Source organism: Oceanisphaera profunda, assembly GCF_002157895.1.
GTDB classification, from domain to species: Bacteria; Pseudomonadota; Gammaproteobacteria; order Enterobacterales; family Aeromonadaceae; genus Oceanimonas; species Oceanimonas profunda.
In genome coordinates, this window is the sequence record NZ_CP021377.1 from 2,561,782 (window position 1) to 2,582,886 (window position 21,105).

Genomic DNA, 21,105 nt, shown 5'->3' on the forward strand with positions numbered 1-21,105 from the left:
GATGCCTCCTGGCTCACTGGATACTTAGGGCTGAATAATGATGACTTCTTCGAGATCACTGCCGCCGTTGGCCGATACCACCCGTATCTGGGCAGGCGGAATGGGCCCGAGGTCGGTGGTGAGCGACTTGATTGGCCCGGCTCCAACGAGCTCTGCGATTTCGTCACCGTTGCCGAACACGGTCAGTGTCGGCGATGCCGTTTCGTCGCTGCTGCTGGCGGTAATAGTGATCTCGCTGGTTGCCAGGTTGTACGTGGCACTGTGGATCTGCACCAGATCGACTAAGGGAGCCGTGACGGCTGCTGCCGTGCTGTTGGGGATGGCCAGCTGGTTGTCGGCGGTCAGGTTCAGGGTGACCGGCAGAGTGGAGGGATTGGTGCTCGATTGGCCATACCAATTGCCGGTGGCGTTAGCTTCAGTCATCTCTATGCTGACATCGGCCGAGTCAGTAAAGCTGGTGCTAGCCGGTGGTGGCGGGGCTTGCAGAAACACATCCTGCTGGGCAACCACGCCGCTGTTTACATTTTTGCGGGAGTAGGTGGCGCGTTCGACCTTGGCCGGGGTGGTCAGGTTGATGGTCGACAGTTTTCCCATCACGGCGAACAAGTCAGTGCGTAAATCGATTCCTCCCGGGCCCTGAATGCGAATGAAGTTGGTATCGAAGGGGCTGCCAGTGACTTCTTCTTCCAAGTTGGGATCACCGATAAAGCTTTCAACTAGGCCGGTGACCGGATTGGTTTCACTATAGGGGCCGTTCACGCTACGCAGAAAAGGTCCCACATCACCGGTCAGGGCACCGTCATAGGTTTGGGGCGTGCCTATGCCGATATCGCGGGTCATGTTGATGGCCCTTCCACCCGCTACATCCACCTCGAATATCTCGACGCCGTAAGGGTGGGTGACTATGTAAGTACCGGCGGTGGGTACATCGACCCGAATACGAATACGAGCAAAGCTGACTTGATCCCCTTCAGCCACTTCCTCGGCGGCAAACGCGGCTTCCAGAGCCGAAACGTAGGTTAAATCGATACCCGAGGCGGCGTCCACTATGCTGGCGTCCCCAGTAAACCAGAAGGCTTCACCCGGAAAGTTAGTGGGAAAGTTGACCGCTTGGGTAGTATCGAAGCCCGGTTCGGGTAGCAGGCCACACATATAGGAGGGCGCGCCCGGGGCCCCCGGGGCGCGTGAGCTGATTGCCTTGGACAGGCACAGGTCGAGTGCTCGCCCGTGGGTATCTTGATACCAAGCTGCAAAGCCTCCGTTTACTTGCAGGTAAGGACCTGGATCTACGTCATTCAATGCCGCCTGCGCCGACTGACTCGCCACCATAACGAGTAGCAGCGAAGTTGCTGTGCTAACTGTGGTTTTTTGCATCTGTTCTTCCTCCAGCCATGAACGGTGTCCCTCATCCTTGTTTCCGACTCACTTGCAAAGAGGGTTCAAGCATAAGGAGCAATATCCATACCAGTATTTTTTTTGTGCAAATAGCACGAAGATTGGGCATTAGTGAAGGGGATATGTAGTGACGATAATTTATTTTTGGGGAAATATACCCAGTATTGGGTTTTTTGGGGGAGTGGGTGTAAGAGAAAGGGGGAGTATTGATGATTACTAAGCCACTAAATTTGGCTTCATTGAGCAGAGGCTCGACTCATATTGTGTTTTTATCTATTGGGTCTTAAAGAGCCATGTACTTTAATAGCGTCAACAGCTAGGGGCAGAGCAACGAGTATGTCATCATATGGTCATATTGTTGCTAGCGACAGGGAAGGTTAGCTAGGTGTAACAGCGCAAACCATTCATCTTGAGTACCGCCTGTGATTATTTCTAACTTAATTAAAACTGCTGTTTTGACAACTTGTCTATTGGCTGGCTCCGCTTATACCGGCCACAGTTATGCTGCAACGACATCACTGAAAAGCAGTGCTATCCAACAAGATCTTGCCGCAGGTAGCGCATTACTGGTGGATTTAAAAACCAATGAAATTCTCTACGCTAACAACGAAAACTTTGTGGCCCCCATTGCCTCTGTGACTAAATTAATGACGGCTATGGTTGCCATTGATGCGCAGCAGTCCCTCGATGAAAAACTGCCAATTGTCATTAGTGATACCACAGAGATGCAGGGGGTATTTTCTCGAGTCCGCCTTGGCAGCGAGCTGAGTCGCCATGATTTATTGCTGATCACCTTAATGGCGTCAGAAAACCGCGCTGCGGCTAGTTTAGCGCACCATTACCGTGGCGGGCATGCGGCATTTATTCAAGCCATGAATGACAAGGCGCACGCTCTGGGAATGCAGCATAGCGCCTTTGTTGAACCGACGGGTTTATCGGAAAAAAATGTGTCCAGTGCCCATGATTTAGTGTTGCTGATCAAAGCGGCAAATAGCTATCCACTGATCCGCATGTTCAGCACTATGGATGAGAAAACCGTCGCCTTTACTAACCCTAATTACACTCTGGGTTTTCGTAATACTAATGGCTTGGTCCGCAAGGACAATTGGAATATTGCGCTGAGTAAAACCGGTTTCACTAACAGTGCAGGGCACTGCTTAGTGATGAGCACCGAAATGAATCAGCGCCCTGTCGCGTTCGTGGTGCTGGATGCGTTTGGCAAATACACTCATATGGCCGATGCTAATCGTCTAAAAAGATGGTTAGAAACCGGCACAGTAACGCCAGTACCGGCTGCGGCGCTTAACTACAAGAAAGCCAAGCAGCAGGAACGCCAAAATCAGGCTTTTGTGGCAAATGGCAGATAAATATAACGTCCCTAAAGCTTCCAATGGCTGCTCGGCAAGCGTGTAGCCTTGGGTTACGGCGTGTAAATTAGCTAATACTACTCTGTATAACTAACTCATCATATTATTCTGCCACGCAGGACTGTCGAAGTCCTCTTTACCAAAGAGACCGGCAGCTACAAAAGATAAGACTTCGATACGGTTTTGTAACTAAATTACTTTCTTATTGAGATTTGTATAAACCCAACCGCGACTAAGCAGCCAGAGGGTGAGTAGCCAGTTCGAACTGCGCTGCCGCCTATTTTCACCAGCACTGGGAATGCGACCAACACAAAAGACTCGATAATAGCCACAGACACTTCTTCTGTCGGTTTTGAAACTACGCTATTTTAGCCTAGGGTTTCTCGCTCCAAGCCAATAGGGCAATACGCTCATACCTAACTGCTAGTGGAGGCCCCGTCTTGGCAGATGGCCGCAATGGCTTCTGCAGCCCGTTGCAATGCGGGCAAAAAGGCTAGGGCTTGCTCTCGTGTCACCCGCATGATGGGGGCTTGCATGGCCACACCGATATTAGACACACCGTTAGGGTTAGAAGCCAGCACTGCAATGCATAGCAATCCAGGCAAAAACTCTTCGTCGTCAAACGCATAGCCTTGTTGCTTTACTGCCTCAATTTCCAGCTCAAGCGCGTTAAAATCAGTGAGCGTGTTGTGGGTAAACTTCTTCAATGGCACATCGGCGAGCAAGCGTTTACGTTGCGCTGGGGCCATTTGCGCTAAGAACAGCTTGCCACTGGCAGAGCAGTGCACGGGCACTCGTGAGCCGGGTTGCAAATAAAAACGCAGGGGCGCTGGGGTTTCTACCCGATCCAGATATAGCACTTCGCCGCCGGATAGCGCGGTAATGTTGCAGCTTTCTCCTATTTCCTCCCCTAGCGAGGCCAGTATGGCGTGCCGCGCCCCACCTACGGTGTCGTTTAACAGCAGGTTTTCTGCCAATCGGCGTAAGCGCGCGCCGCGGCTGTAGTGCCGCCCGTCGGCTTCTCGCTGCAACATGCCAGAGCTTTCTAGCTGCTGCAGCATGCGGTGCAGCGTCGGCTTAGGGATACCGGTTTCTTCTACCAGTCCTTGCAGCGTAACAAATTGATCTTTCTCGGAAATTACCTCTAACAGCGCGAGTAGGCGCTGGGTGGGAGTCCCGCCTTCTAAACGGTGTCTACCAGCTTTAGTGTTGATCATAGTGTCATCCTCTTTGTGATAATGATTATGTTTTATTTCAAAAAACAAAGCAATTTGTACTAATTTGTGAAATCTATGTTGACGTTAGGTTTGGATAAGGTTAAGTTTGAATCACGTTCCGCTTTTCGGAATGAAACGAACAAAAAAATGAAACTTTGGTCGATCGGCTTTGAGGCTACCCTGGAGATAACTCATGAGCACTAACAACACAGAAATCCGTCAGAAAACAGATACCCGCCAAGTAGTTGAGGGCATGCAGAAGATGACACCTTCTGAAGCGTTTGTAGAAACGCTGGTTGCCAACGGCGTGACCGATATGTTCGGTATCATGGGCTCGGCCTTTATGGATGCGATGGATATTTTCGCTCCAGCCGGTATCCGTTTGATTCCGGTAGTACACGAGCAAGGCTCGGCACACATGGCCGACGGTTATGCCCGTGTATCTGGTCGTCACGGTGTCCTCATTGGCCAGAATGGCCCTGGTGTATCTAACAGCGTTACTGGTATTGCTGCTGCTTTTTGGGCACACAGCCCAGTGGTCATCATCACGCCAGAAACAGGAACAACGGGCATTGGTTTAGGGGGTTTCCAAGAGTGTAACCAGCTGCCGATGTTCCAAGAGTTTGTAAAATATCAAGGTCACGTTACCCATCCATCGCGTATGGCAGAATACACAGGTCGTTGTTTTGACCGTGCAATGTCAGAAATTGGACCCACTCAGCTGAATATCCCTCGTGACTACTTCTACGGTGAAATTGAAGCTGAAATTCCTAAGCCAGCACGGTTAGACCGTGGTCCAGGTGGTGCCAAGAGTCTGGATGAAGCCGCTGAGCTGTTAGCTAACGCTAAGTTCCCGGTTATTATTTCCGGTGGTGGTGTGGTCATGGCTGATGGCATGGAAGAATGTAAAGCATTAGCTGAGCGTTTGGGTGCTCCTGTAGTGAACAGCTACCAGCACAACGACTCCTTCCCTGCTAGTCACCCATTATGGGCAGGCCCTTTAGGCTATCAAGGCTCTAAAGCCGGCATGAAATTGATGGCCAAGGCCGACGTAGTTCTGGCATTGGGTACCCGTCTTGGCCCCTTTGGTACCTTGCCGCAGCACGGCATGGACTACTGGCCAAAGGATGCAAAAATCATCCAGATTGATGCCGATAATAAAATGCTCGGTCTGGTAAAGAAGATTGCAGTCGGTATTTGTGGTGATGCTAAAGATGCAGCGGTAGCCTTGACTGAGCGTCTGAATGAGCGTGAGTTGGTGTGTGATGCTACCCGTACTGAACGTGCTGACCTTATCGCTAGCGAAAAAGCCGCTTGGGAGAAAGAGCTGGACGAGTGGACGCACGAAACTGATGCATTCAGCCTCGATGCTATCGAAGAAGCGAAAGGCGAAACGCCGTTCTCTGGTGGTACTTACCTGCACCCGCGCCAAGTATTGCGCGAGCTGGAAAAAGCAATGCCAGAAGACGTGATGGTATCTACCGATATTGGTAACATCAACGCAGTGGCTCATAGCTATCTGCGCTTCGAAAAGCCACGCAGCTTCTTCGCACCAATGAGCTTCGGTAACTGTGGTTACGCTTTCCCAACCATCATGGGCGCTAAAGTTGCTGCTCCTGAGCGTCCAGCGATTGCTTATACCGGTGACGGTGCTTGGGGCATGAGCTTGATGGAAACGATGACCGCAGTACGTCATGACATTCCAGTAACAGTCGTGGTATTCCACAACCGCCAATGGGGAGCAGAGAAGAAGAACCAGGTTGAGTTCTACAACCGTCGCTTTGTGGCCGGTGAATTGGACAACCAAAGCTTTGCCGAAATTGCACGCGCTATGGGTGCGGAAGGTATCACCGTTGACCGTTTAGAAGATGTAGGTCCGGCGCTGAAAAAAGCCGTCAGCATGCAGATGAACGAAGGTAAAACCACGATCATCGAAGTGATGTGTACCCGTGAGCTGGGTGACCCCTTCCGCCGTGACGCACTGAAGAAGCCAGTGCGCCTGCTTGAGAAGTATCAAGACTACGTATAACACTTGGTTGTTGCATAAATCATAACTCTCCTTACCCCCGGCATGCCGGGGGTTTTTTGGTTATGCTGGCGTTATTGGCCCTACAGGCGGACACCATGCAAACAAATACTCAACCGCACTCGGCAATCGTCGCGGCCTATCGGAGTGAATGAAATTGATAAACTTCATTATTGAGGCACCTTGGTTATTTCTAATCATTGCAGGCTTCGCCGGTTATTTTCAGACCGTGACCGGTTTTGGCTTAGGGATGATTGTCATGGGGCTGGCGGGTGGACTGGGCATAGCGCCCGTTGCGACGGTTGCCGCTGTGATTAGTTTGATGACGCTTGTCAACTGCGTGGTGGCGTTACCCGGACGTTTGCACCATGTTCACTGGCCATCAGTGCGTGCCACAACCTTGGGTATCATACCCACCATCGTCGTTGGCGTGCTGCTGTTGGATTATTTGAGTGACGGTGCCGCTACTGTGGTACAAATTCTGCTGGGGTTGGTGATTTTATATGCGGCCAGCGGGTTACTGCTTAAAGCCAATCGTCAGGAACAGGTAGCGAGTCGCGCTAGCTTTGTCTTGTTTGGTGGCTTGTCGGGTTTCTTGGGGGGATTGTTTGGCATTGCGGGGCCGCCGCTTATCTATCACTACTATCGTCAGCCGCTAGAACTTATTCGTATTCGAAATACCCTGATACTGATGTTTGCCGTCACCTCGGGGTTACGTACCCTGTTTGTGGTGGGACGAGGGGAAATGAATATGGATATTCTCACGCTTACGGTTTGGGCATTCCCGGTGATAGCGGTGGCCACTTGGATTGGTCGGCATTGGCCGCCGCCATTCTCTGCAGCAACCATGCGCCGTTTGGTATTTATAATACTGATGCTAATTGGTGTGTCACTGATCGTTGCCGGCTTATTTAGCTGATACCAATCTGGAAAACTAACAGATCAAGGTCTTTTGCAACGAAGCCCGCGAAACCCACGGAAAAATAGTAATCAGATCTGAAAGTACTTTTTAGAGTAATGACGGGTCTGGCGTTTATCTTTACGCCGTCATCCTGGCGAAAGTCAGGATCTCGTTTTAGGGTTTTAAAGTAAAAGCAGATACCGGGACGGGTCCGGTAAGACGGTATAGGGCAGGTTCGGTGTTGGTCTTGAGTTCGGCGCTGTTGCTGTTAATACTTGTCGCACGTGAACTGCGTCCGTGACTCTCGTAAACAAAGAAGCGTGGCCAAAATGGCTCTTTAGGTTTGGCGCTATGATTTTTGGCTTAATGTAAACAGAACACATACTTACTTAGATTGGTATGACATGTAGTAAGAGTTGATAAGGGCGGAAGGGCTCCGCCCATTAGAACAGTGATATTAATTGGGATAGTCGTTAGGGGCGTTCTGAGGGGAATTATTCGTTATTGGGTGACGACAGTTTCCATGCACCCGCTTTAATCGGCAGAAACGCGGCAACCGCTGCGGTAGCGATAACGTGGGTATTGTTGTTATCAGGGTCATGAACATTCAGACCACCGTGCACCGCGGTTACTTCCGCACGGCCGCGAGGCAGGGTAGCGGCAACGGTGGCGCAGTCTACTTGATCGGGTCGTTGCACGCCAATCGTTACTTGTACCCGCATCTGACTGTGTTCATAGCCCAATGATTTGAAAAGCACGATTGATGAGTGGCGTAAGGCATCCTGTACCGCACGACAAGCGGCTTCAGTGTAGTCTTCTCGGTACAGCGAATTACCACTGCCCATCTCTAAAATAATGCGTTGTTCAGTCATGATTGGGCTCCATATCGAAGGAAACAATAATCGCAGCATTAGCGATGACGCAGGTACCACTGCCATCGGGTTTGTCGATATCTAACCCGCCTTTGGTCACTGAGATTTGTGGTTTGCCATAGGGAAAGATGCCCAGTAGCGCCTGAATGTCCACTTGTTCAGGTTGTTGTACGCCGAGCTCAACGTCAATCAACATGGCGTCGCGAGGAAAGCCGAAAGCGTCGGCGACATTCAGAGAGTTATGCCATAACGCATCGCGAATAGCTCGGGCGCAGGCTTCGGTGTAATCGAGGCTGCGAATGGAGGTGCCCATGCCAAACTGGTGCACTAAACGAGTCTTTGCCATCAAATGGTTCCTCTAGTAAGTCAGTATTAGATGTGTGATTGCACCGAAAATGCGCGAGCAAAGGGCTATTAACGGCGTTTACGGTGGCCAATCAACTGTACGATTTCATCAAATAGATGACTGTCTAGCGCTTGTGACATATCGGTGGCCAGACAGTGACGATAAAACGGGCTCAAATCTAGGCCTACACCTAGCCCCAAAATATAAATTTCATTTTGGCGTTCGCGGCGGGCGAGCACCTCTTTTAGGTGGTTATCAAGGTAATAAGCGTCGTTGGTTAGGTTAGTGGCGCTGTCAGCTGGGCTGCCATCAGAAATCACAATGAGGATTTTTCGCTCCTCACTGCACGCTAGTAAACGGTTGCAGGCCCAGTCTACCGCCTCGCCATCAACACCTTCACGAAACAGATCGCCTTTGAGTAGGGCTGCAACATCACGGCGAGAGCGACGCCAGCCACGATTGGCCTCTTTAAACACCAAGTGGCACGTTTCATTGAGCCGGCCGGGATAGGGTGGTCGGCCTTGGCGCATCCACTCTTTATAAGGTTTACCGCCATTCCAAGTGTTAGTGGTAAAGCCCAGCAGCTCGCTGCTGGCACCTATCATATCTAGGGCGCGGATCAAGCAATCAGCCAGCATGGCGATGGGCTCAATTTGGTGGCGCATGGAGCCTGAGCAGTCAATCAAGATGCTGACCACGCAATCGGCAACGGGGCGTTGACGCTCCTGATAAAATAGACGCCGTTCAGTGGGTGAGCTTACCAGTTGTGCCAAGCGGCGACCATCAATGCGGCCCTCTTCCTCGCCGTATAGCCAGCCATCACGTTGGGGAGTGGCTAATATCGCCGCAAGCTGGCGTGCCAGCCGCTGGATATTTATGCCCTGTTCACTAATGCCTTTATCTAGGCGCTCACGGTATTCTTCCAGTTGCGCCGCACGTATCAAACTGGTGGCTTTTACTTCGCGATCGTAAGCGGAAGTATATACCTGATAGCCCTGTTGGTTCTCGCCATAAGCTCTGCTGGCACCACTGCGGGCAGTGGCAAAGCCGTCGCTGTCATCACCGTCCTGATCAAAATCTAATAGCAGGGCAAAGCTTGATTGTGCGTCTTGGTCTTCGTCGCTGCTGTTGTCATCGTCTGCGCCTTGCTCGGCACGTTGGGCTTCTATAATACCGTCCACCAGCTCGGCAATAGCCAGCGCGTGGGGGATAAAGTCCACTTGTTGATGTCGAGTGCGGCGCAGCCCTGATAGCGATGTTCCCATCGACGAAGCCAGCGAAAAACGAGTACTTTCAATAAAATCTTCCGTTTCCTCTAGCACCTGGCGAGCATTAAGCCGTGACCAACACATTTGCGCGACCGTGTATATAAGAATACCGCTGCTGCTTTCGGTGTGGCCAGAGCGGTGAAAGTCTTGGGACCAACGCATAAAACGATCTTCCACGTTGGCGGCTATGCCGGTGAGCTGTGCAGGTACTAATGCCTCGACGCGCAATTGCTCTAACAACTCGAACACCAGCCGCGCAACGGGTTTGGGCGGGCAGTGCGTTTGATGTAATTTGGCATCGCTGTACATCAGGCGCAAAGCCATGCCGTCTGCTGCGGCACGACAATCGGCAAAAGAGGCGACGGCGGTATCGATGCGATGATGGGGCGCGTGCATGGGGAGACTGCGCTCGCCCTGATACAACACTTTGCCACGAAAGTGCAGATCCGGGTGGCCACTAAGGGCTCGTATTGAGGCGGCGCACAGCTCTTCAACCCGTTGCTGGCGGCGGGCCTGTTGCTGGGCTAGATTGCTCATATACTAAGTGACTCCCTGAACCAAGACTCGTCCAATTCTTCATCAAAGCAGCGTTGATAATATTCGGCCACAATCTGGCGCTCGGCATCGTCGCATTTGTTTAGGAATGACAGCCTGAAGGCCACCGCTGAGTTACGAAAAATCTCACAGTTTTCGGCCCAGGTAATCACGGTACGGGGCGACATTAGCGTGGAAATATCCCCGGCGGCAAAGCCTTTGCGCGTTAAGTCCGCCACGCTCACCATCCTATCAATCAGCTTACGGCCTTGTTCGGTATTTTTTTCCGGTACCCGAGCCAGTACGATCGCCGCCTCTTCTTTGGCGCTCAGATAATCCAGTTTTGCCACAATATTCCAGCGGTCAATTTGGGCATGGTTTAGCACCTGAGTGCCTTGGTACATGCCGGACATATTACCCAGGCCGACGGTGTTGGCGGTGGCGAATAAACGAAAGCTGGGGTGCGGCTGAATGACGCGGTTTTGGTCCAGTAGCGAAAAGCTGCCATCACGCTCCAGAATGCGTTGAATAACAAACATCACATCGGGTCGGCCAGCGTCGTATTCATCAAAAATTAGCGCGATGGGGCGCTGCAGCGACCAAGGCACAATACCTTCTTGGAATTCAGTGACCTGAACGCCGTCTCTGACCACTATTGTATCTTTGCCAACCAGATCAAGACGACTGATATGACCGTCTAGATTGACTCGTAAGCAAGGCCAGTTTAAGCGCGCCGCGACTTGTTCGATATGAGTGGATTTACCGGTGCCGTGTAGACCCTGAACCATGACCCGGCGGTTACGGGTAAAGCCCGCGAGAATAGCCAAGGTAACGTCTGGGTTAAAGCGATAGGCCTCGTCAATATCAGGAACATACTCGTTCCGCTCGCTGAAAGCCGGTACCTCTAAGTCACTGTCGATACCGAAGAGCTCACGTACCGAGCGTAGGGTGTCGGGCTGCTGGCTACCTAGCAAATCTGTCATGTGTTGCTCCTTGAGACGAACGCAGAGTTATCTGTTTATAAATTTAGCTTAACTTACCAGCGCAAGCATTAAAAGTGGAACGTTATGTTTCATTTTTAGTTAAAGTGATGCTGTTGCCTAGTTTGTTGTTAATGGTTACTAGATTGTTATTTTTTGGCCCAAACAATGTGTGGTAACTGGCACTAATGAATAAAAAAACGGTGACGTAGACTTGTTTGCACTGGATTTGCCACGTCTTAGGACGCGAACAATCATTACCAATTTATTTTAAGTGGAGTTAACTATGAGCCAACCTACTGTTGCTTTTCTTCAAGCCTTCGGCGATGCCCTTAACCGTCATGATATTGATGCGCTGTTAGACATGATGACCGACGATTGTGTGTTTAACGGCGTGGCCGGCAATGAGTTGCATGGTACTAGCTTTGTGGGCCCCGATGCGGTGCGCCAAGGTCTTTCTACCGCGTGGAAAAATGCGCCGGACGCCTGCTGGGTTGATGGTGAGTTCTACGTGATTGGTGACAAAGGTTTTATGGAGACCACCTATAAAGGCACCACTGCAGACGGCTTGCGTACCGAAGCGCGCATGATTGATGTATTAACGTTTCGCGATGGAAAAATCGCCATTAAGAATGCTTTCCGCAAAAATCGCCCGCCTGTTAACGCTTGAGAATCTTGCTCTAAAGCTTAACAACTCGATCATAGGGAAACGGTCATGGAAACTGTAGATTTGAACAATCAAGCCGGTGTAAATGCAGAACAGCGCACCGCGCCGTTAAAGCCTTACGATCCCACTTACGATCCGCTTAAAAGCGAGAATCCGGGTCAGGGGCGTGACTATGCGCCGACTTATTGGATTGGCACTGCGGGTGAGCCACCCGCAGATGACGGTCCGGTGCAGGGTGATATGGACGTAGATGTGGTGATTGTTGGTGCCGGCTTTACTGGGCTGACGGCTGCCATTTTCTTAGCAGAAAACTACGGCATTAAAGCCACTGTGTTGGAAGCGAATCGTACTAGTTGGGGTTGTTCTACCCGTAATGGCGGACAAGCACAGTGTGCGACAGGCCGGCTAAAGCGTTCACAGTGGATTGACCGTTATGGTTTGGATATTGCGCATAAGCTGCATCAAGAATGCCTTGATGGCATGGCCACCTTTAAAGAGCTGATCAAAGATATTGATTGTGAACCGCAGCCCGGGGGGCACTTATATATAGCGCACCGTGATCGACAGATGCCAATCTTGGAAAAAGAAGCAAAACTACTGCGTGAAACCTTCAATTACGATGCGCAGATTATGGATGGTGATACGGTTAAGCGTGATTGGTTTGGCGACCAAGAAGCGGTCGGCGCCATGCATGAACCCGAGGGTATCGGCATTCACGCCGGTAAGTTGGCCTTCGGCTACCATTTAAAAGCGCGGGCGTTGGGGGTAAAAATTCACCCTGCCAGTCCGGTGCAGAGTTGGGAAACGCGCGGCGGCGTACATTATTTGACGACGCCTGGGGGAGTGGTGAAAGCGCGTTCAGTGGGGATGGCGACCGGTGGTTACACCTCTCAAGGTTTGCACTCCCAGTTAAAAAACCGCCTGTTGCCCGTGTTATCTAATTCTATTGTGACCCGTCCCCTGACCGATGAAGAAATTGCAGCTTGTAATATGCACACGCGTCAGGTGATTACCGATACTCGGATCTTACGCCATTATTATCGGTTGTTACCCGACAATCGCTTACAGATCGGCAGTCGTAGCGCCATTACCGGCCGCGATGCTCCGCAGGAAAAGTATAAGAATATGCTGATCAGCGATATGCATCGTAAATTCCCGTTACTGAAGGGGGTGAAGATCGACTATTCGTGGTGGGGATGGGTGGATGTTAGTCACGATATGATGCCGCGAATTTTCCAACCCAATCCGAAAGAAACGGTGTATTACGCACTGGGTTACGGCGGTAACGGTGTTATGTATTCGGCGCAGGCGGGTAAGCGTTTAGCCCAGCTGATTGCGGGTGATAAAATAGACATGAGTCTGCCTATTTTCAACTCTAAACTACCCTTCCCCAATGTGAAGGAAATGGTCGAGTCACAAGCCTTTGCGCCGTTTCGTCGATTGGGTCAGAGCGTCTTGTATCGCTGGTACAGCCACCAAGACGAGCGACCATAAATTGGCTTAGCGTTCGCGCATCGCCAGCGGTACCAATCGAGCCAAGCGTTCCAAGCCTGGCTCGATTTTTTCTGCCTGTATGGCGGAAAAACCGAGTCGTAAATGCGCACTGCACGACTTATCAAAGTGATGAATATCGCCACACTCAATCAAAATGCTCTGTTTTCGGGCTAACGCTTGTAACTTGCGAAAATCCAAATCTGCTGGCGCTTTCAGCCAGAAGCTAGTACCCCCGATATTCGAGTGGGTACTGAACTGGGGCAGATGGGTTTGCAAAGCCTTGCTCATGCACTCCCAGCGTTGTTTAAGTGCGCGGTGGATTTGGCGTAACAAGACATCGTGATAGCCGCGCTCAATAAACAATGCCAGCGTGCGCTGATTGTTAGTGGGCGGATGACGCAGCATCAGACGCCGTATCGCACGCACTTCACTGATCAATTTCGGGTGCGCCACCATATAGCCTAGGCGTAGCCCAGGTGCGAGTGTCTTTGACAGACTACCCACGTAAATAACCCTGTCATGACGGTCTAAGCTTTTAAGCGCGGGGGTGGGATTACTCTCGTAGTTTATTTCGCTGTTGTAGTCGTCTTCAATAATTAGAAAGTTATCTTTTTCTGCTAAATCCAATAGCTGCCTGCGGCGCTCTAGCGGCATGGTGACGGTAGTCGGGCTTTGGTGACTCGGTGTGACATAAACCAGTTGGCACTCAGACAAAGAGTCATCAATCTGCATTCCTTGGTCATCCACTGGCTGTAATTGGATATCTTCGGTCAACAGGCTCGCAATATTATACATGTCTACATAGCCGGGGTTTTCCATAGCAAAACGCCGGCCAGGTTTGAGTAATAGCTGCGCCACCATCCACAGTGCTTGCTGGGTGCCAACCGTAATCAGGATTTGTTCCGGTTTGGCCCACACTCCGCGTCTTGGCAGCAGTCGGGTACGGATCTGTTCAATCAGTAACGGGTCGTCTTCATCAAAGTGATCCACCGACCAGCTGCGTATGGCCTGCACATTCATGGAATCTCGGCTGCACTCGCGCCAGTGCTGGGTCGGGAACAAAGCTGGGTCAAGTTGGCCGTAAAGGAAAGGGTAGTCGTAATTATACCAGTCCTTGGGTTTGCGAATATTTTGCTGCAATGAAGGACGCACCGTTAATAGTGTCTCCCACGACATGGGCTTGGCATCAATATCGTTAAGGCGTATTTGTTTTTCAGCGTGACCTTGCAGAATGTCGGCATTGACGAAATAACCGCTGCGACTTTTCGCAATCAGATAGCCGTCATCAAGTAACTGTTCGTAGGCCAGAACCACGGTGTTACGCGCAATTTTTAATTCATTAGCGAGTTTGCGGCTGGAGGGCAGCGCTTTATCCAGAGGGATCTGCCCGTCGAGAATGGCATTGGCAATTTTCTCGCGTAACTGGCGTTGCAGAGTTTCGGTCAGATTAGGGTCTAGATGAAAAAGGAGCATGGTGCATGGGCCCTATTCTTGTTGGATATGGTGGCGCTCAAGTATGACACAGTGATTAAGGCTAATGAAAAATAAGTACTTGGCATAAAAGGGATAAATATTATGCAACTGGATAGGTCTGGCCCAACACATGGTTGCTGGTTGGCTCTATGGATTAAGCACCAGAATGGGTAAAAAGGATGTGTTAACGGCAATTAACACCCATTAAACATTTAAAACTAATTGGTAACATAGGTAACGTAAGCGAGCTAAGGAAAGAGCAGGTGAGACAGTAGTAGAGCTAAACCCTCACATCAACAACAAGAACAGGATTTATAACTATGCGTACATATAAATTAGCACTTCCTGCCATTATTTCAGCGGCCTGTTTGGCACTAAGCGCCAACGCTATGGCTGAAACCTGGAAAATGGCCATTGGTGATGCTGCGGGTGGCACCCAGTATGAACTTGGAGAAAGCTTTGCCGAGGAGTTAAAAAAACGTACTGACGGTAAGGTCAAGGTTAACTTATTCCCTAACGGCCAGCTTGGTAGTGAACAAGATACCCTCAATAATGCCAGCATGGGTATGCTGGATTTGTCTATTTTGGCCATCAATAACATCACTCCATTTTCGCCTACGGTAGGCGTTTTGACCTTACCTTACGTTATTCACGGAGCGGAAGATGCCAAACTTCTGACTCAAGGTGATGTTGGCAAAGAGCTGACGGAAAATACCATTCGTGATGCTGGCGTACGTATTGTGGGCTGGGCTTACTCAGGTTGTCGTCGCCTGACCAACTCGGTCAGGCCAGTGGCATCCCCAGCAGATCTCAAAGGCATGGTGATTCGAGTGCCAAAGAACGAGATTATGATTGCTTCTTATCAAGCATGGGACGTCAATCCTAACCCAATGGCTTGGTCTGAAACCTTTACTGCATTGCAACAGGGTGTAGTACATGGCCAAGACAACCCCTACATCACCATTGATGCCATGAAGTTCTACGAAGTTCAGAAATATATCACCAATAGCTGCTACGTGTTTTCTTTGGAGCCGCTCGTAATAGGTGAAGGTAAGTTTCAGAGTCTGAGTCCAGACATGCAAACCACAGTGCTTGAAGCCGGTAAGGCTGCCACTGATCACAGTTATGATTATTTACTGGCTCAAGAAGAAGGGATCAAAAAGCGTCTGGTAGAAGATCATGGCATGACGATTACCGAGCCTGCCGATAATGAAAGTGAGTGGATCGCGAAAGCCTCTACTATTTGGCCTGATTTTTATAAGAGCATTGGCGGTAAAGACAAGCTTGATGAAGTTCTACAAGTTCTAGGCCGTGAGCCGGCACCAGAAAAGTAACCCCAACAACTCACGTAAAATCGTTGCAGCTTCCCAAGCTGATCTATCAGGTTGGCTTGGGAATTGCGACGGGAGTCTTTTCTTTAGGTGGTCGCAGGTATGAAAAATAATCTGTTCAAGTTCATCGATAATATCGAGAGCTATCTTTGTCAGTTGCTCTTGGTGGTCTTTGTTGTTTTATTGTTTCTCCAAATTGTACTGAGAAATATATTCAGCTATTCGATACCGTGGGGGGATGAACTGGCGACCTATGCGTTTGTTTGGTTCGCTTATTTGGGCGCCGTGTATGCCACAAAAATGTCCGCCCATAACCGAGTTACTTTCCAGTTTAAATTTTTCCCGCCCTGGGTAGAAGTTTTTTGCGCCGTACTCACAGATCTTATTTGGATCGGCTTTAACGCATTTTTTGTCTATCTAAGTTACGACTTCGTCTTCAATAAAATGAACCTATTTTGGAAGTCCCAAACCATGGGCGTTCCAATGAAATACTTCTACTTAATTCTGCCTATTGCTTTTACCGCAATGACGCTGCGCATTATTCAAAATAATTACCTTCGTTTTGTGAAGAAGGTAGACCTTATCGACCCTGAAGCCAAAGCCCTTGAAGAGATGACCAAAGGTGAAAAAGCAGGTGAAAACAACCAGGCCATGGGAGAAAAATAATCATGGAATCCACACTAATCTACGTCCTGTTCGGTGCGTTTTTCTTGCTGTTGGTATTGGGTGCTCCTATTGCGGTGTCCTTAGCAGTGGCAGCGCTGGCTACTTATTTGACCTTGGGTGAAAATCCGCTGGCGTTTGTACAAATGGCCTTTACGTCGGTGGGCGCTTTTCCCTTAATGGCGTTGCCCGCGTTTATTCTGGCGGGGGCGCTGATGGAGGCGGCCGGGATTTCGAAACGGCTGGTGGACATTGCTGAGGCATTTGCCGGCCCCATGACCGGCGGCCTAGGTGCGGCAACCATATTTGCCTGCATGTTCTTTGGGGCTATTTCTGGCTCCGGCCCTGCGACTACTGCTGCAGTCGGGATGCTGATGATCCCCGCGATGGCAAAGCGCGGTTATAACAAAGGCTATGCGTCAGCGGTTACTGCTTCTTCCGGGGGATTAGGGGTAGTGATCCCGCCGTCAATTCCGATGGTTATCTTTGGTATTTCTGGAATGGGTCTGCAGCCACCACCGGAAGCAGTGGCTTTACACGGTAGTTTCCAGACGCTGTCTATCCCTAAGTTATTTATTGCTGGTGTGGTGCCGGGTATCGTTATGGCCAGTTTTCTGCTGCTCGTTAACTACGTTATTTCGCGCAAAAAAGGTTACCGCGGACTGAGTGATACCTGGTCCTTCAGCGACATTAAGACGGCGCTGCGCAAGGGCGTATGGTCGATGTTGGCCCCCATCATTATTTTGGGCGGCATTTACACCGGGCTGTTTACGCCTACCGAATCAGCCATTGTGGCCATTGTGTACACGCTGATTGTGGGTGTGTTCCTGCATAAAGAACTGCTGCTGAAGTCGGCGCTACGAACATTGGAAACCACCACTTGGATCACCGGGCGGGTGTTACTGATCTTGTTTACTGCGACCGTCTTTGGCCGCCTGCTGGTGGAGAACCGAGTACCGGCGATTATTGCGGATTCTATGCTGGGCTTTACCGATAACACCTACCTCATCTGGGCGATGATCATCTTTTTCCTGCTCTTCGTCGGCATGTTCATGGAAACCCTGGCCGCGATCATGATTTTGACCCCAGTACTGCTACCCATTATGTACATGTTGGGTATGGATCCCGTGCATGTGGGCATAGTGGTGGTGTGTTCATTAGCGATCGGTTTCCAGACGCCGCCACTGGGTGAAAATCTATTTGTGGCCTCGGGGATCGGGGGGGCCTCGATAGAAGAAATATCGATTAAAGCGCTCCCGTTCGCAGCAGCATCTATTACCGCGGTATTCGTTATCGCCTACTTCCCGCAATTGTCACTGTGGTTACCTTCCCTCATGGGCTACTGAGTTAGCACCTTTAATTACACGGTTAGCGATGTTCAGCGAGTACTGAACATCGCTTAGGAGACGAACATGACGAAGAAAATCAACCGTATTTTATGCAGTATCGGCATGCGGGGTAATTGCGACAACGTCATTGAACATGGCATCAATCTCGCGTTGGCCACAGATTCCAGCCTGAATATTCTGCACGTGGTTAAATCATTGGCAGAAGATGTGATGAATACCCTGAAAGTGAATATCCGAGATCGCGATGTGCTCGGTTCACTCATGGAGCAGCGTATCGAGCAATCCCGCGACAAGTTAGCCGCGGAGCTGGAGGCCTTTTGGGTGCGCTTCCCCAAGATGCGTGAAGCGATGAAGGATCGCGAGATCACACTCACTGTCTTGGAAGGCGATCCCGCATCAGTGATCACGCATTTTGCCAATATCGGTAAGTTCGACTTGATTGTGATGGCGGCCAATAAACGCAGTTATATTGCGACTTACGCCGGCAGGGTCACCAAGGGGGTGATCAAGCGGGCCAAAGTTCCAGTGGTAGTTGTTCCGGTTGCGCGGCCATAGGAGGAAAAAAATATGTCCACGATTGAAATGTCTAAGTATTCCTTTAAGCGGTTGATTGAACCTGGGCAGCGTTTGATGCCCGGCGTTATCATCTGTGTCACCATTGCCTTAGCGACCACCTTTATTGCAGATCATTATGGCGGCCCTACATTACTGTATGCGCTGCTGTTTGGTATGACACTGCATTTTCTTACCGAAGAAGGGCGCTGCCTAGCCGGTGTTGAATTTACCTCGCGTACTATACTGCGCCTTGGTGTGGCCTTGTTAGGGGTGCGTATTACCCTCGATGAAGTAGCAGCACTGGGTATTGGTCCGATATTTATGGTGATCGCGGGCGTGACCTTGACCATTGCCGTCGGGGCTCTGTTAGCTCGCATTCTGGGTTTAAGTCGTGATATGGGATTGCTGACTGGGGGCTCAGTGGCCATTTGTGGGGCGTCTGCGGCCTTAGCCCTGTCGGCGGTGATGCCGCGTCATGAAACCCACGAGCGTAATACTATTATGACGGTGGTGGCGGTGACGACCCTGTCTACCGTAGCGATGATTGTATATCCGCTGATTGTTAGCATGCTGGGGTTAAGTGATAGCGACGCGGGTATTTTTCTGGGGGGCACTATTCACGATGTAGCGCAGGTAGTGGGTGCCGGCTATATGATCTCTGAAGATGCGGGTGCTGTTGCTACCTTAGTTAAATTATTACGAGTCGCTATGCTGGTGCCGGCGGTAATCGTATTTATATTCCTGTTCCGTAAGAACCGTGCCGAAGGAAGTAGCGGCAAAGTTCCTATGCTACCGGGCTTTCTGGTCGCTTTTGTAGTGATAGTGCTGATCAACAGCCTAGGCTGGATCCCTACGATGGCAGCCGAGTTGGCCACCGATTTATCACGCTGGTGTCTGGTCGCAGCCATTGCAGGGCTAGGTATTAAAACTTCATTCCAGAAACTAGCGGTGGTGGGTTGGAAGCCGGTGATCTTAATGGTCGCAGAAACGGTATTTCTGTTAGTGTTTGTGATGGCGTGTATTTACTTCGGCATAGGGGGCTTGTGATGGCAGTAGTACTCATGCCAACGACGATCGAGGTGTAAATCAGAGGTGTCGGTAGTACGAAATCCAGTTTATCGGTAAGTTTAAGGCCGAGCTTGTCAATGACATAGCTAATCGCGAACTCTCTGGATGATGTCTTCGCTGCGCTGCTTCTACCTGAAAATATGATGCATTTGTTATTACTAAATATCAAAACCCTGACTTAACACCGTCAGGGTTTTTTATTGCGGCTCTCGATGACACAGACAGGGTCAGGTCTTGACTGAGAACAGGAATTGCGGGTGTTGCTTAAGAATTATCTATGATTACTTTAAGTGCCTGCTCTGTGCTGGCATTGCCAAATACTTCGTAGGCGCGCATAAAATCGCTGAAAGCGAAGCGGTGGGTGATGAGCTCAGCCGGTCTTAATTTACCCGACTGTACGTTTTTTAGCAGCATGGCGGTGGTGTTAGTGTTTACTAAGCCGGTAGTGAGAGTAATGTTTTTAATCCACAGCTCTTGCAGCTGTAAATCCACACTGGTGCCATGTACGCCAATATTGGCGATATGCCCACCCGGGCGTACTACGCTTTGGCAGATATCGAAAGTGGCTGGTATCCCAACCGCTTCCATCACCACGTCAATGCCGTCTGTGGTCATGGCCATGAGTTCGGTCACGGCATCTTGAGTTGCGCTATTGATGGTGTGGGTGGCGCCAAAGGTTTTAGCCATGGCAAGACGTGAGTCGTCTATGTCCACCATGATCAGCTGAGCCGGTGAAAAAAACTGCGCCGTTAATAATGCTGCCATTCCAATGGGGCCAGCACCAATAATGGCGACCGTATCACCCGGTTGTACAGCACCATAGAGCACACCAATCTCAAAGCCTGTGGGTAGAATATCGCTGAGCATCACTAGCGCTTCTTCGTCGGCGCCATCGGGTATAGGGTATAAGCTGTTATCTGCATGGGGTATGCGTACATACTCAGCCTGAGTGCCATCGATTAGGTGGCCCAAAATCCAGCCGCCATTGTCGCAATGCGCATAGAGCTGTTTTTTGCAGTAATGACACTTACCGCAGGCACTGACACAAGAGATCAGTACTCGCTCACCTTTTTTAAAGCGGGTAACGGCGCTGCCCACTTCTGCTACTACGCCCACTCCCTCATGGCCTAAAATTCGACCTTTGGTCACTGCTGGCACATCGCCTTTAAGAATATGTAAGTCGGTGCCACAAATCGTGGTTTTAACGATTTTAACGATAGCATCGGTTGGCTGCAAAATTTTGGGGGCCGCGACAGTCTCTAAAGATTTCACACCTGGGCCGCCGTAGACTACGGCCTGCATTTTTTCTGGCATCATCATGACAAGTTCCTCATTTACATCCTTGTTAGAAGTTAGCCTTAGGATTCTCGTTATATCACCCACCTATATTAAGATTGAGCGGCAGGCTCGGTTAACCTTAGTTAGTAACTTTTAATAAGCAATGGGACTCGTTTTTAGAATCGAGTCGATTAGCTACACTTTACAGCGTTAAAAGCTGCTTGGAGTTGTGTTTGAAGCGCACAGTCACGTCTAGTTTTATTACATGGGAAATTATTACGTTCTTACTGGTTTGAGCTAATATTAAGCTGTAGGGCGAAA

General features: G+C 50.2%; 18 protein-coding genes. 10 read left to right on the plus strand and 8 right to left on the minus strand.

Annotated features, from left to right (window positions below):
* Nucleotides 1-24: 24 nt before the first annotated feature.
* Nucleotides 25-1,374, minus strand: a complete 1,350-nt coding sequence (locus CBP31_RS11315; protein WP_087037336.1) for a hypothetical protein — start codon at nucleotides 1,372-1,374, stop codon at nucleotides 25-27.
* A gap of 476 nt (nucleotides 1,375-1,850) precedes the next feature.
* Here CBP31_RS11315 and pbpG point away from each other — a divergent pair, with 476 nt between their 5' ends.
* A complete protein-coding gene (pbpG, locus tag CBP31_RS11320) occupies nucleotides 1,851-2,762 on the plus strand; it encodes a D-alanyl-D-alanine endopeptidase (protein WP_265414953.1) in 912 nt (303 codons plus the stop codon).
* A gap of 416 nt (nucleotides 2,763-3,178) precedes the next feature.
* Here the strand turns inward: pbpG and CBP31_RS11325 are convergent, their stop codons facing one another.
* A complete protein-coding gene (locus CBP31_RS11325) occupies nucleotides 3,179-3,979 on the minus strand; it encodes an IclR family transcriptional regulator (RefSeq protein WP_087037340.1) in 801 nt (266 codons plus the stop codon).
* A gap of 193 nt (nucleotides 3,980-4,172) precedes the next feature.
* Here CBP31_RS11325 and xsc point away from each other — a divergent pair, with 193 nt between their 5' ends.
* A complete protein-coding gene (xsc, locus tag CBP31_RS11330; RefSeq protein WP_227875013.1) occupies nucleotides 4,173-6,008 on the plus strand; it encodes a sulfoacetaldehyde acetyltransferase in 1,836 nt (611 codons plus the stop codon).
* A gap of 148 nt (nucleotides 6,009-6,156) precedes the next feature.
* Nucleotides 6,157-6,924 carry a sulfite exporter TauE/SafE family protein gene (locus CBP31_RS11335; protein ID WP_087037342.1) on the plus strand — a complete coding sequence of 256 codons (768 nt, stop codon included), beginning with the start codon at nucleotides 6,157-6,159 and terminating at the stop codon, nucleotides 6,922-6,924.
* 476 nt (nucleotides 6,925-7,400) lie between these two features.
* Here the strand turns inward: CBP31_RS11335 and CBP31_RS11340 are convergent, their stop codons facing one another.
* The 4 genes from CBP31_RS11340 to CBP31_RS11355 all read right to left on the minus strand — a co-directional run bounded on the left by CBP31_RS11340 (nucleotide 7,401) and on the right by CBP31_RS11355 (nucleotide 10,909).
* Nucleotides 7,401-7,778 (minus strand): Lin0512 family protein, encoded by a 378-nt coding sequence (locus CBP31_RS11340; protein ID WP_087037344.1) that lies wholly within the window; start codon nucleotides 7,776-7,778, stop codon nucleotides 7,401-7,403.
* Nucleotides 7,771-8,124: a Lin0512 family protein gene (locus CBP31_RS11345; protein ID WP_087037346.1), complete on the minus strand. Its 354-nt coding sequence runs from the start codon at nucleotides 8,122-8,124 to the stop codon at nucleotides 7,771-7,773. The genes CBP31_RS11340 and CBP31_RS11345 overlap by 8 nt, the downstream gene beginning before the upstream one ends.
* Before the next feature lie 68 nt (nucleotides 8,125-8,192).
* Nucleotides 8,193-9,929: a cobaltochelatase CobT-related protein gene (locus CBP31_RS11350; protein ID WP_087037348.1), complete on the minus strand. Its 1,737-nt coding sequence runs from the start codon at nucleotides 9,927-9,929 to the stop codon at nucleotides 8,193-8,195.
* Entirely contained in the window at nucleotides 9,926-10,909 is a 984-nt protein-coding gene (locus CBP31_RS11355) for an AAA family ATPase (protein ID WP_087037350.1), read from the minus strand. The genes CBP31_RS11350 and CBP31_RS11355 overlap by 4 nt, the downstream gene beginning before the upstream one ends.
* A gap of 283 nt (nucleotides 10,910-11,192) precedes the next feature.
* Between CBP31_RS11355 and CBP31_RS11360 the strand changes: the two genes are divergently transcribed.
* Entirely contained in the window at nucleotides 11,193-11,576 is a 384-nt protein-coding gene (locus tag CBP31_RS11360) for a nuclear transport factor 2 family protein (RefSeq protein ID WP_087037352.1), read from the plus strand.
* Between the two features lie 45 nt (nucleotides 11,577-11,621).
* A complete protein-coding gene (locus CBP31_RS11365) occupies nucleotides 11,622-13,067 on the plus strand; it encodes an NAD(P)/FAD-dependent oxidoreductase (RefSeq protein WP_087037354.1) in 1,446 nt (481 codons plus the stop codon).
* A 6-nt stretch (nucleotides 13,068-13,073) separates the two neighbouring features.
* On the opposite strand, the gene pdxR is transcribed toward CBP31_RS11365, so the two are convergent.
* Nucleotides 13,074-14,540 (minus strand): MocR-like pyridoxine biosynthesis transcription factor PdxR, encoded by a 1,467-nt coding sequence (pdxR, locus tag CBP31_RS11370; RefSeq protein ID WP_087037355.1) that lies wholly within the window; start codon nucleotides 14,538-14,540, stop codon nucleotides 13,074-13,076.
* 320 nt (nucleotides 14,541-14,860) lie between these two features.
* On the opposite strand from pdxR, the gene CBP31_RS11375 reads away from it, so the two are divergent.
* From CBP31_RS11375 to CBP31_RS11395, 5 genes are all read left to right on the plus strand, one after another.
* Nucleotides 14,861-15,874 carry a TRAP transporter substrate-binding protein gene (locus CBP31_RS11375; protein WP_087037357.1) on the plus strand — a complete coding sequence of 338 codons (1,014 nt, stop codon included), beginning with the start codon at nucleotides 14,861-14,863 and terminating at the stop codon, nucleotides 15,872-15,874.
* A gap of 99 nt (nucleotides 15,875-15,973) precedes the next feature.
* Nucleotides 15,974-16,537 carry a TRAP transporter small permease gene (locus tag CBP31_RS11380; protein WP_087037359.1) on the plus strand — a complete coding sequence of 188 codons (564 nt, stop codon included), beginning with the start codon at nucleotides 15,974-15,976 and terminating at the stop codon, nucleotides 16,535-16,537.
* Nucleotides 16,538-16,539: 2 nt separating this feature from the next.
* Nucleotides 16,540-17,880: a TRAP transporter large permease gene (locus tag CBP31_RS11385; protein ID WP_087037361.1), complete on the plus strand. Its 1,341-nt coding sequence runs from the start codon at nucleotides 16,540-16,542 to the stop codon at nucleotides 17,878-17,880.
* A gap of 66 nt (nucleotides 17,881-17,946) precedes the next feature.
* A complete protein-coding gene (locus tag CBP31_RS11390; RefSeq protein ID WP_087037363.1) occupies nucleotides 17,947-18,438 on the plus strand; it encodes a universal stress protein in 492 nt (163 codons plus the stop codon).
* 12 nt (nucleotides 18,439-18,450) lie between these two features.
* Nucleotides 18,451-19,485 carry a YeiH family protein gene (locus CBP31_RS11395; protein ID WP_227875014.1) on the plus strand — a complete coding sequence of 345 codons (1,035 nt, stop codon included), beginning with the start codon at nucleotides 18,451-18,453 and terminating at the stop codon, nucleotides 19,483-19,485.
* Between the two features lie 285 nt (nucleotides 19,486-19,770).
* Here the strand turns inward: CBP31_RS11395 and CBP31_RS11400 are convergent, their stop codons facing one another.
* Nucleotides 19,771-20,826 (minus strand): zinc-dependent alcohol dehydrogenase family protein, encoded by a 1,056-nt coding sequence (locus tag CBP31_RS11400; protein ID WP_227875015.1) that lies wholly within the window; start codon nucleotides 20,824-20,826, stop codon nucleotides 19,771-19,773.
* Nucleotides 20,827-21,105: the final 279 nt, after the last annotated feature.